Source organism: Chromohalobacter sarecensis (assembly GCF_023061135.1).
Lineage (GTDB): Bacteria > Pseudomonadota > Gammaproteobacteria > Pseudomonadales > Halomonadaceae > Chromohalobacter > Chromohalobacter sarecensis.
In genome coordinates this window covers 151565-163109 of sequence record NZ_JAKGAN010000002.1, presented here as the reverse complement: position 1 = coordinate 163109, position 11545 = coordinate 151565, and the positions used below count along the sequence as shown (strand labels likewise).

The following is an 11545-nucleotide window of genomic DNA, read 5'->3' as shown; positions in this document are numbered from 1 at the left end:
GCAAGGCATGCCATGTGCCAGCGTGATCTCATGACAGGACGGTGACATTCATACGACAGACCCGCCAGGGTCCGAGCGGTCACTCCGTAACCAACCAGGAAGGTTTCGAGGAGTCACGCTTTGCACATCGCCGATATCACGATGTTCTACGCCCCTGCCAGCGGCGGGGTGCGCACCTACCTCGAGGCCAAACGCAACCGTTTGGCGACACTGCCTGGTGTGACATCCAGCCTACTGATCCCCGGCGTCCGCCACGCGGTCAGTGAATCCATCCATGAAGTCCCTGCACCACCGCTACCCTTCAGCCAAGGCTATCGTTTTCCTCTGAAACGCGAGGGCTGGCGACGCAAACTCATCCAACTAGCGCCGGATATCATCGAGGCCGGCGACCCTTACGTCACCGCCTGGGCCGCGCTTGATGCCGGACGGACCTTGGACGTGCCCGTAATAGGGTTTTATCATTCAGATCTGCCTCGCTTGATCGGTAATCGTCTCGGAAATTGGACGCGCCTGGCCCTCGAACGCTATGTCGAAAACCTCTATGGACGTTGCGATCGTGTCCTCGCCCCCAGCCGCGTCATTGCCGATAAACTGCATGGCCTCGGCCTCGACAATGTCGCCCTGCAACCGCTAGGTGTCGACTTGAAAGCCTTCTCGCCTCAGCGCCGCCAAGATACCTATCGCCAGCGTCTGGGCCTCGATGACGATACCCGCCTGCTGATCTTCGTGGGGCGCGGCTCACGCGAGAAGAACCTGCCGGTCCTGCTGGAAACCGCACGGCGACTCGGCAAGGGCTACCATCTACTGTTGATCGGGCCGCAAATGCCGCAACGCGTTCCCGACAATATCAGCGTCATCGGCCGCTACACGGCCACCGCCGACGTCGCCGAATGGCTGGCCAGCAGCGACATGCTGCTGCATGCCGGTACTCAGGAAACCTTCGGTCTGGTCGCCCTGGAAGCCATGGCGAGTGGCATTCCGGTCGTCGCGGCACGCGCCGGTGCCCTAGCCGAGAACGTTCCCCTGGGCTGCGGACTGCTCTGTGAGCCCCACTCGGCGGATGACATGGCACGCGCCGTGCGTGAACTCTGCGCCAACGCGCCCGAGGAACAAGGACGCCGTGCTCGCCAGCATGTCGAACGCCATCACGATTGGGATATCGTGGTCTCTAGCCTGATGCATCATTATCGTGAATTGACCGGACAACGCGTCAACACGGAGAGTCTTCAGCATGGCTGATCGTCACCTTTCCCTCGTCCTGCACGATGTCGCGCCGGAAACCTGGCCCGACTACATCGATTTCGTGGCCAAGGTCGACGCCCTCACACGTCGACACGGCCCGATCCCCATCACCTGGCTGGTAGTGCCCGATTTTCATCATCGCAGCGACTGTCGCCGCGATGATGCCTTCCTTGAGCACTTGCAACACCGCCGATCCATGGGCGATGAGCTGGCATTGCACGGCTATTACCATTGCGACGATGCGCCCTCGCCGCGCACGCCTCGCGACTGGTTCATGCGGCGCTTTTACACCTGGGAAGGCGAGTTCTACGCCCTCGACCAACATGAGGCGGCACGGCGGCTGGACAAGGGCATAGCACTCTTTCGCTCACAGGGCTGGCCGCTCACGGGGTTCGTGGCACCAGCTTGGCTCATGAGCCAAGGAGCGCGGCAAGCACTAGCCCAGCGCGACTTCCGCTACACCAGTGACTCACAGCATCTGTATACGCTGCCCGACTTCACACGCATCGACGCGCCGGGGCTGGTATGGAGCGCCCGTAGCGCCTGGCGTCGTGGTCTGTCACGCCTGGTCAGCGAAACGCAGCGCTGGCGTGCCCGCCAAGCCCCCTTGCTGCGCCTGGGGCTGCATCCCGTGGACATGCGCCATGCCAGTGTTCAAGCCTATTGGCTCGAGGTTCTGGAACGCCTGATCCTCGAAGGGCGTCAGCCCATCACCAAATACGACTGGGTAGCTCGTCAACGTCAGCGGGAGCAGCACGCCGCATGAAGCGTCTGGTGATCCTGCTGGTCATCGGGTTGTTGGCTGCCATCAGCATCCCATTTTTGTTCGGGGGGCGTGCACTTTTTGGCGAACTCGCCGCATTCCCCTTGCAGTTACTTGCATTGATGCTGCTGCTGATCGTCATCTGCTGGAACATCAATGCTTTGCGGCTTCGCTTGCTGCTGGCGGGACGCGCCGGGCGCCTTGGCCAGACGCGCGCGGTGGGCATCGTGATGTCCACTGAGTTCGCCATTTGCGCTACGCCCGGCGGTACCGGGGGCTTATTGACGCTCCTAGGTTTGCTGGCACGGCGCGGGGTTCGTCCCGCGCAAGCCTCGGCGATCTTCGCCGTCGATCAGTTGACCGACCTGCTCTTCTTTCTTTCCGCATTGATCGGCGTCGCGCTGTATGTCGTCATCGAGGCCATCGATCTCAACCTCGGTTGGCTGGTAGGCCTGCCGTCGTTACTGCTGGTGTGCGGATTCATCCTGCTGTGGTTGGTCATACGCCACTATGGGCGCCTGCTCCAGGTCACCGGCGGCTGGCTCGAGCGGTTCAAGGTGCGGCGCAAGGCTCGCTTCGGCTTCGCCCGCCGCCTGCTGCATTTTCGTAATGCCTTGATCGAGACGCTACGCCTGCCTCGCCTGACCTTGTTGTCGGTCTTCGCGCTGTGCTGCGCCCACTGGATGCTGCGTTACAGCATCCTGTATCTAGCCGTAAAGGGCCTGGATGCGCACATCGACTGGGCTTGGACCTTCCTGGTCCAGATGCTCTCCATGGCGGCGGGACAGTTGAGTTTTCTGCCCGGCGGCGCAGGCGGTGCCGAACTGACGTCCACCGCTTTGCTGGCGCCGTTGATCGGCAAACAAAGCGCCGCTGCCGCCGTGCTCATCTGGCGATTCGTGACCTACTACTTCTATCTCATCGCCGGCGCGCCGGTCTTCCTCGCGCTGGCGGGACGCGCCTTCGCCAAACTGCTATCCCGGCGTCGATAATCACTCGTCCGTTTTTACGAACGGTCCCGTTTCCAAGAAAAGCAGCGAACGCAGGCCATTTTCGTCACCCACCTGAAACGACGAAGGGCATCCCCGTGGGGATGCCCTTCGTCACGCTCACTGCCCGGCCGCTCATGAGCCGCCGGGCCTAGAGGCGCCTTACCAGCCAGTCGCTTCTTTCAGCGCATCGCCGATCTCGGCGAGCGAACGCACAGTCTTGACGCCCGCAGATTCAAGCGCTGCGAACTTCTCGTCCGCCGTGCCCTTGCCGCCCGCGATGATGGCGCCGGCATGGCCCATACGCTTGCCAGGAGGTGCCGTCACGCCCGCGATGTAAGACACCACCGGCTTGGAAACGTTGGCCTTGATGTAGGCCGCCGCTTCTTCCTCGGCGGTACCACCGATCTCGCCGATCATCACGATCGCTTCGGTCTGCGGATCCTGCTCGAACTTCTCGAGGATGTCGATGAAGGTAGAGCCCGGAATCGGGTCGCCGCCGATGCCCACACAGGTGGACTGGCCGAAGCCATGATCAGTGGTCTGCTTGACGGCTTCATAGGTCAGGGTGCCAGAACGCGACACGATGCCGACCTTGCCGGGCTTGTGGATATGCCCCGGCATGATGCCGATCTTGGTCTCACCCGGCGTGATCACGCCCGGGCAGTTCGGGCCGATCAGGCGCACACCCAGCTCGTCGCACTTGACCTTGACATCGAGCATATCGAGGGTCGGGATGCCCTCGGTAATGCACACGATCAGCTTGATGCCAGCATTGGCGGCCTCAAGGATGGAATCCTTGCAGAACGGCGCGGGCACATAGATCACGGAGGCTTCGGCACCGGTCGTGTCGACGGCTTCCTTGACGGTGTTGAACACCGGCAGACCGAGGTGCGTCTGGCCACCCTTGCCTGGCGTCACGCCACCCACCATCCGGGTGCCGTAGTCAATCGCCTGCTCGGAGTGGAAGGTTCCCTGGCCACCTGTGAAACCTTGGCAGATGACCTTGGTGCTTTTGTCGATCAGGATACTCATTACTTGCCCTCCGCTGCTTTGACGACCTGCTGGGCCGCGTCGGTCAAGCTGGTAGCAGCGATGATGTTCAGTCCGCTGGAGGCCAACTTCTCGGCACCCAGCTCGGCGTTGTTGCCCTCGAGACGCACCACGACCGGCACGTTGACACCGACCTGCTCGACGGCACCGATGATGCCCTCGGCGATCATGTCGCAACGCACGATGCCGCCGAAGATGTTGACCAGCACGGCCTTGACGGAATCGTCGGAGAGGATGATCTTGAAGGCTTCACCCACGCGCTCTTCGGTAGCACCGCCGCCAACGTCCAGGAAGTTGGCCGGCTGACCGCCGTTAAGCTTGATGATATCCATGGTACCCATGGCCAGACCGGCGCCATTGACCATGCAGCCGATGTTGCCTTCCAAGGCGACGTAGTTGAGTTCCCACGCCTGGGCGTGCGCCTCACGTTCGTCTTCCTGGGACGGATCACGCATGGCCTGCAGATCGGGATGACGATACAGCGCATTGCCATCGAGGCCGATCTTGGCATCGAGGCAGTGCAGATCACCACTTTCGTTAATCACCAGCGGGTTGATCTCGAGCAGCGCGAGGTCTTTTTCCTCGAACAGCTTGGCCAGGCCCAGGAAGATCTTGGTGAACTGCTTGATCTGAACACCTTCCAGACCCAGAGCGAACGCCAGTTCGCGCGCCTGGTACGGCTGAGCGCCGACCAGCGGATCGACTTCGGCCTTGAGAATCTTCTCCGGCGTCTCTTCAGCGACCTTCTCGATTTCCACGCCACCTTCGGTGGAGGCCATGAAAACGATACGGCGTGTGCCGCGATCGACGACGGCGCCCAGATAAAGCTCGTTGGCGATATCGGTAAGATTTTCAACCAGAATCTTGGTGACCGGCTGGCCCTTCTCATCGGTCTGGAAGGTCACCAGGTTCTGACCAAGCCACTGCTCGGCAAAGGCCTGGGCTTCTTCCGGGCTTTTGATTAGCTTGACGCCGCCCGCTTTGCCACGGCCACCTGCGTGAACTTGGGCCTTGACGACCCACTTGTCACCGCCGATCTTCTTGCACGCCTCGGCAGCTTCCTTGGGGGTATCCACGGCGAAACCCTTGGACACCGGTAGACCATAATCAGCAAACAGCTGTTTGCTCTGATACTCGTGAAGGTTCATCGTGTCATGCCATTGGTTGCATGTGACTCGAATGGTAGCAATAGCCTCGACCTTTTACGGCCCCAGGCCATCGCCACCCCTGTTCGCTACCGCCTCGGCGGTAGCGACGCGTCTCTACGCATTGGGACGCTAGACGAAGCGCTTATTTGCGCTTCTTGCGGTTGGCCATGTGAATGGCGTGGCCATCCACTGCCAACGCCGCTTCGTGCACGGCTTCCGAGGTGCTCGGATGCGCATAGCAGGTCAAGGCCAAGTCTTCGGCACTGGAGCCGAATTCCATGGCAATGACGCCCTGCGCGATGAGCTCCCCGGCATGCTGACTGATGATGTGCAGCCCCAGGATACGATCGGTCTGGGCATCGGCAATGACCTTGGCCATGCCTTCCGACGCATTGTTGGCCAGCGCACGTCCGTTGGCGGAGAACGGGAAGGTGCCAGTCTTGACCTCGATACCGGCCTCTTTCGCGTCCTGCTCGTTCATGCCGACCCAGGCGACTTCCGGCGCGGTATAGATCACGCTAGGGACGGCGTCGTAGTTCATCTCGGCTTTGTGGCCGGCGATGATGTCGGCCACCATCACGCCTTCTTCGGAGGCCTTGTGCGCGAGCATCGGGCCGCGCACTACGTCACCGATGGCGTAGACACCCGACACGTTGGTGCGGCACTGATCGTCGACGAACACGAAGCCGCGCTCGTCGAGCTTGACGCCCACGCTATCGTCCAAGAGGCCCTCGGTGTAGGGACGACGTCCCACACACACGATCAGCTTGTCGAAGGTCTGTTCCTGATCGCCGTTGGCGTCGGAATACTTGACCACGACTTCCTTGTCCTTGATCTCGGAGCCCGTCACGCGAGCCCCCATCTTGATGTCCATGCCCTGCTTCTTGAGCAGTTTCTGACCTTCCTTGGCGATGTCCTTGTCGACCATCGGCAGGAAGCTATCCATCGCCTCGATGACCGTGACGTCACTGCCCAAGCGATTCCAGACACTGCCCAGCTCGAGGCCGATGACGCCGGCACCGATCACGCCGAGGCGCTTGGGCACTTCGTCGAATTCCAGCGCGCCGGTAGAGTTGACGATCAATCCTTCGGTCAGCGGTGTCGGCGGAATATCGACAGGCGTAGAACCAGACGCAATCACGATGTTCTCGGCATCGTAGGTGGTCGTCTCGCCATCTTGCCCGGTGACTTCGACCTGCTTGTCGGAGACGACCTTGCCGGTGCCTTCCAGCGCCGTGACGCCGTTGGCCTTGAACAGTGCGCTGATGCCGCCCACGTTCTTGGCGATGACGCCTTCCTTGAACTCCTGCATCTTGGCGATGTTGGGAGTCGGCTCGCCCACGTCGATGCCGATTTCCGCGTAATGATCGCGGGCTTCGACGAACTTGTGAGAGGTTTCCAGCAAGGCCTTCGAGGGAATACAGCCCACGTTCAGGCAGGTGCCGCCATGGACGGTCTTGCCTTCCTTGTTGACCCACTTCTCGACGCACGCGGCCTTCAGGCCCAGTTGAGCAGCGCGAATGGCCGCTACGTACCCGCCAGGCCCGGCACCAATAACGATCACATCGAATTTATCGGCCATGAAATCATCCTGTTCTAATTCAATTAATTAGTCGCAACGCATCATTCGGCGACCGCCATCACACGTCGAGCAAGAAACGTGCGGGATCCTCTAGCAATTCCTTGATCGTGACCAGGAATTGCACCGCGTCCTTACCGTCAATCATGCGGTGATCATAGGAGATGGCCAGGTACATCATCGGACGAATCTCAACCTTGCCGTCGACGGCCATCGGACGCTCTTGGATCTTGTGCATACCCAGGATCGCGGTCTGCGGCGGATTGATAATCGGTGTCGACAGCAGCGACCCGAAAATACCGCCGTTGGTGATAGTGAAGGTACCGCCCTGCATATCTTCGATGCCGAGCTTGCCATCACGACCGCGCTTGCCGAAGTCGACGATGCTCTTCTCGACATCGGCGAGCTTCATGCTGTCGGTATCACGCAGCACCGGCACGACCAGACCACGCGGCGTGGACACGGCAACACCAATATCTTGATAGCCGTGATAGACGATATCGCTGCCATCGATCGAGGCATTCACGTCGGGGAACCGCTTGAGTGCCTCGGTGCACGCCTTGACGAAAAAGCCCATGAAACCGAGCTTGGTATCGTGCGCCTTGAGGAAGGTTTCCTTGTACTGGCTGCGCAGGTTCATTACCGCGCTCATGTCCACCTCATTGTAGGTGGTCAGCATGGCGGCGGTCTGCTGCGCCTGCACCAGACGCTTGGCGATGGTCTGGCGCAAACGGCTCATCGGCACGCGTTGCTCGGGACGATCGCCCTCGATGGCAGGTGCCGGTGCAGCGGCCGCTTTGACGTCGCCACTGCCACCGGCGGGCTTGGCATCCTTCTTCGCGGAACCGTCCTTGACGGCCTTCTGGACGTCTTCCTTGAGGATACGGCCACCCTTGCCGGTGCCTTCGATCTTGCTGGCGTCCAGGTCGTGTTCGGCGACCAACTTGCGCGCCGCCGGCGCGAGAATCTTGTCGTCGACTTTTTCGTCACTGCTACCGGTGTCTTTCGACTCACTCGCCGTATCGCCGGATGCGGCAGCTTCGCCACCCCCCGCATCACCGCCGGCGCCTTCGGCAAACAACGCGAGTACCGCTTCGGACTCGACCTGCTCGCCTTCTTGCACCTTGATCTCGCTGAGGGCGCCATCGGCCGGGGCGACGACTTCGAGCACCACCTTGTCGGTCTCGATGTCCGCGAGAATCTCGTCGCGCTTCACCGCTTCGCCAACCTGCTTGTGCCAGGTGGCCACGGTGCCTTCCTGAACGGATTCCGGGAAGCTGGGCGCTTTGACATCATGCTGCTTGCCGGACGCCGCCGGCTTGGCGTCGTCGGACTTGGCCGCTGCCGCGTCCTGCTTCTCGCTGGCCTCTTCTTTTTTCGAGTCCTTGGCAGGAGCGTCCTCGGCGGACTTTTCGCCGCCGCCTTCACTTGCGGCACCCAGCATCCCGAGCACCTGCTCAGAGTCGCATGTATCGCCTTCTTCCACCTTGATTTCGGTCACGGTGCCGGCGTCCGGCGCCACGACTTCGAGAACGACCTTGTCCGTCTCGATCTCGACAATCAGCTCATCACGTTCAACGCTATCACCGACCTTCTTGTGCCAAGTGGCGATGGTGCCCTCGGCGACGGATTCCGGGAAATTCGGCGCTTTGATCTCAGTAGCCATGTCGTTTCCTTAGTGTTTTCTCTCGATCCCGATGGAGAACGCCTCAGCCCGTAATGGCGTCTTCCACCAGCTGACGCTGCTGTTCAACATGGACGGACATATAGCCGGATGCCGGCGCGGCGGATGCCGGACGCCCTGCGAACTTCAGATCGCGCCCCAAGCCTTCTTGAACCATATCGGCCACCAGACGCATATGATGCTGGCTTTGATACCAGGCGCCTTGGTTGAGCGGCTCTTCCTGACACCAAACGACCTGCTCGAGGTTCGGATAGGTCTTGAAGACCTCGTACAGCTCTTCCTTGGGGAAAGGATAGATCTGCTCCAAACGCACGATCGCAACATCGTCGTTGCCATTCTCGGCACGATAGCTCGCCAGGTCGTAGTAGACCTTGCCCGAGCACAACACCACGCGCTTGACACTGTCCGCGTCGAGCTTGCCTTGATCCGGCAGCACCATTTCGAAGCGACCGTTGGCCAGATCTTCCAGCGTCGAGGTTGCTTCCTTGTGACGCAGCAGGCTTTTCGGTGACATGATCACCAGCGGCTTGCGCAACGGGCGAATCACCTGACGGCGCAGGAGGTGGAAAATCTGGGCCGGCGTGGTCGGCATGCAGACCTGCATGTTGTGCTCGGCGCACAGCTGCAAGAAGCGCTCGAGACGCGCAGAGGAATGCTCGGGTCCCTGGCCTTCATAGCCATGCGGCAACAGCATGGTAAGACCGCACAGTCGTCCCCATTTCGTCTCGCCGGAGGAAATGAACTGGTCGATCACCACCTGCGCCCCATTGGTGAAGTCGCCAAACTGGGCTTCCCAAATAATCAAGGCCTTGGGCGTCGTCGTGGAATACCCATACTCGAACGCCAACGCCGCTTCCTCGGACAGGAGGGAGTCGCGAATGGTGAAATTCGGCTGGTCTTCCTTGATGTACTCAAGCGGCACATAGGTCGAACCGTCTTTCTGGTTATGCACGACGGCATGACGGTGAGAGAAAGTACCGCGCCCCGTATCCTGGCCCGTCAGGCGAATCGGGTGGCCTTCATCCAGCAAGGTGGCATACGCCAGTGTCTCGCCGAAGCCCCAGTTGATGACCAAGTCACCGGCGGCCATCTTGCGACGATCCTCGTAGATCTTGGCCACTTGGCGCTGGACTTCGACGTCCTCGGGGACCTCGCACATCTTGGCGGCAAGCTGCTGCATGCGCGTCATGTCCACCGACGTATCGGCGTCGCCAGTCCACGTGTGCCCCAGATAAGGCGTCCAGTCGACGAACAGCTCAGTATTGGGCTCTTTGACCAGCGCATTGGCGACGTGATTGCCCGCTACCAGATCATCGCGATACTTCTCGACCATGGCGGCCGCATCGTCGTTGCTGATCATGCCCTCTTCCACCAGGCGCGCCACGTAGAGCTCGCGCGAGCTCTTGTGCGACTTGATCTTCTGGTACATCAGCGGCTGAGTCCCGGAGGGCTCGTCGGCCTCGTTGTGACCGCGCTTGCGGTAACAGACGAGGTCGATCACCACGTCTTTATTGAACTGATAACGATAATCCACGGCCACCTGGGTGGCATGCACCACCGCCTCGGGATCGTCGCCGTTCACGTGGAAGATCGGCGCCTGGACCATCTTGGCGATATCGGTGCAGTACTCCGTAGAGCGTGCGTCATCGGGCCGTGAGGTGGTGAAACCGACCTGGTTGTTGATGACGATATGCACGGTGCCGCCGGTCTTGTAGCCACGCGTCTGGGACATCTGGAATGTCTCCATGACCACGCCCTGGCCGGCGAGGGCGGCATCACCATGCACGACGATCGGCAGTACCTTGGCGCCCTTGCCGTCTTCACGGCGGTCCTGGCGGGCACGCACCGACCCTTCGACCACCGGCGTGACGATCTCGAGATGCGAGGGGTTGAACGCCAAGGCCAAGTGGACCTCGCCACCCTCGGTCATGACGTTGGAACTGAAGCCCTGGTGGTACTTCACATCCCCCGAACCTTGCTGGATGACTTTCTTGCCATCGAACTCGTCGATCAGTTCCGACGGGCTCTTGCCCAGCAAGTTGACCAGCAGGTTGAGGCGTCCCCGGTGCGCCATGCCGATGACGACTTCCTTGGTACCGTAATTGCCGGTGCGCTGGATGATTTCGTCGACCATCGGAATGAAAGTCTCGCCGCCTTCCAGACCAAACCGCTTGGTGCCTGGATACTTGGACGCGAGATAGTTTTCCAACCCTTCGGCGGCCGTCAAACGTTCGAGGATGTGCGTGCGCACATCGACGCTGTAGTCCGGCTTGGAGCGCACCGATTCGAAGCGTTGCTGCAACCAACGCTTCTCGTCGGTGTTGACGATATGCATGAACTCGCAGCCAATGCTGCGGCAGTACGTCTTCTCCAGGACGTCGACGATTTCCTTGAGCGTCGCCTGATCCTTACCCAAGAACAGCGAGCCGGTCTGGAAGGACGTTTCCATGTCAGCATCGGTCAGCTGATGGAAGGCAAGATCCAGATCAGGAATCGGGGTCGGGCTGCGAAGCCCCAGCGGGTCGATATCGGCCCGCTGATGGCCGCGGAAGCGGTATGCGTTGATCAGTTGGAGAACCTTGACTTGCTTCTTGTTCTCGCTGCTGTCGGCGACACCGGCGGCGGGTTTGCCACGCTGGTTTTGTGCCAACTGGTAGAACTGATCGCGAATCGGACTGAGAGGAACGTCGTGAGAGGGGGCGCCTTCCGGACGAGGTAACTGATCGAAATAGTTACGCCATTCGTCGGGAACCTCAGTGGGCTCGACGAGGTATTGCTCGTAGAGCGCTTCCACGTAGTGGGCGTTACCACCACTGACATGGGAAGTGCGCCACATCAACTCCATTATGCCTTCTTGCATTTCTTAATCACCCTATGCACTGATGGGTGTTCTTGGCGCTGGCACGCCCGGACGTGCCGGCGTCACTTGGGACCTGCGGGAGCAGGTTGGCGTCACACGCGACGCTGGGGCCCACTTACCGTCAAAAGCCGGTGCGCAGGACACCGGCTAACGACGGTCGCGAGGCCGACTTCCTGCGACGCCATGTCGCAGGAAGAAGCTTGTTGCCAATGATAACAAGCCACGCG

Annotated in this window: 8 protein-coding genes; 3 read left to right on the top strand and 5 right to left on the bottom strand. The window is 60.7% G+C overall.

Annotated elements, in window-relative coordinates:
- Positions 1–120 precede the first annotated feature (120 nt).
- The 3 genes from gpgS to gpgF are packed head-to-tail and all read left to right on the top strand — an operon-like array spanning position 121 to position 2997.
- Positions 121–1239, top strand: coding sequence for an N-acetylglucosaminyl phosphatidylglycerol synthase (gene gpgS / locus L1071_RS03650; protein WP_246968843.1), 1119 nt, complete (start codon positions 121–123; stop codon positions 1237–1239).
- Complete coding sequence (gpgD, locus tag L1071_RS03645) at positions 1232–2008, top strand: N-acetylglucosaminyl phosphatidylglycerol deacetylase (RefSeq protein WP_246968841.1); 777 nt, start codon at positions 1232–1234, stop codon at positions 2006–2008. The genes gpgS and gpgD overlap by 8 nt, the downstream gene beginning before the upstream one ends.
- A complete protein-coding gene (gene gpgF, locus L1071_RS03640) occupies positions 2005–2997 on the top strand; it encodes a glucosaminyl phosphatidylglycerol flippase (protein ID WP_246968839.1) in 993 nt (330 codons plus the stop codon). The genes gpgD and gpgF overlap by 4 nt, the downstream gene beginning before the upstream one ends.
- Positions 2998–3156: 159 nt before the next feature.
- Here the strand turns inward: gpgF and sucD are convergent, their stop codons facing one another.
- From sucD to L1071_RS03615, 5 genes are all read right to left on the bottom strand, one after another.
- Positions 3157–4029 carry a succinate--CoA ligase subunit alpha gene (gene sucD / locus L1071_RS03635; protein ID WP_246968836.1) on the bottom strand — a complete coding sequence of 291 codons (873 nt, stop codon included), beginning with the start codon at positions 4027–4029 and terminating at the stop codon, positions 3157–3159.
- Entirely contained in the window at positions 4029–5195 is a 1167-nt protein-coding gene (gene sucC, locus L1071_RS03630) for an ADP-forming succinate--CoA ligase subunit beta (protein WP_246968833.1), read from the bottom strand. The genes sucD and sucC overlap by 1 nt, the downstream gene beginning before the upstream one ends.
- A gap of 142 nt (positions 5196–5337) precedes the next feature.
- Positions 5338–6777 (bottom strand): dihydrolipoyl dehydrogenase, encoded by a 1440-nt coding sequence (gene lpdA, locus L1071_RS03625; protein WP_246968830.1) that lies wholly within the window; start codon positions 6775–6777, stop codon positions 5338–5340.
- Positions 6778–6835: 58 nt separating this feature from the next.
- The gene (odhB, locus tag L1071_RS03620) at positions 6836–8440 is read right to left on the bottom strand and encodes a 2-oxoglutarate dehydrogenase complex dihydrolipoyllysine-residue succinyltransferase (protein ID WP_246968828.1); all 1605 of its coding nucleotides are present in this window, start codon (positions 8438–8440) and stop codon (positions 6836–6838) included.
- 43 nt (positions 8441–8483) lie between these two features.
- Positions 8484–11318 carry a 2-oxoglutarate dehydrogenase E1 component gene (locus L1071_RS03615; protein WP_246968826.1) on the bottom strand — a complete coding sequence of 945 codons (2835 nt, stop codon included), beginning with the start codon at positions 11316–11318 and terminating at the stop codon, positions 8484–8486.
- Positions 11319–11545 lie beyond the last annotated feature (227 nt).

Bases quoted from the DNA above. Each gene is read 5' to 3' on its own strand.
- sucD (WP_246968836.1), bottom strand. From the start codon at position 4,029: ATGAGTATCCTGATCGACAAAAGCACCAAGGTCATCTGCCAAGGTTTC.
- odhB (WP_246968828.1), bottom strand. From the start codon at position 8,440: ATGGCTACTGAGATCAAAGCGCCGAATTTCCCGGAATCCGTCGCCGAG.
- sucC (WP_246968833.1), bottom strand. From the start codon at position 5,195: ATGAACCTTCACGAGTATCAGAGCAAACAGCTGTTTGCTGATTATGGT.
- gpgF (WP_246968839.1), top strand. From the start codon at position 2,005: ATGAAGCGTCTGGTGATCCTGCTGGTCATCGGGTTGTTGGCTGCCATC.
- lpdA (WP_246968830.1), bottom strand. From the start codon at position 6,777: ATGGCCGATAAATTCGATGTGATCGTTATTGGTGCCGGGCCTGGCGGG.
- gpgD (WP_246968841.1), top strand. From the start codon at position 1,232: ATGGCTGATCGTCACCTTTCCCTCGTCCTGCACGATGTCGCGCCGGAA.
- L1071_RS03615 (WP_246968826.1), bottom strand. From the start codon at position 11,318: ATGCAAGAAGGCATAATGGAGTTGATGTGGCGCACTTCCCATGTCAGT.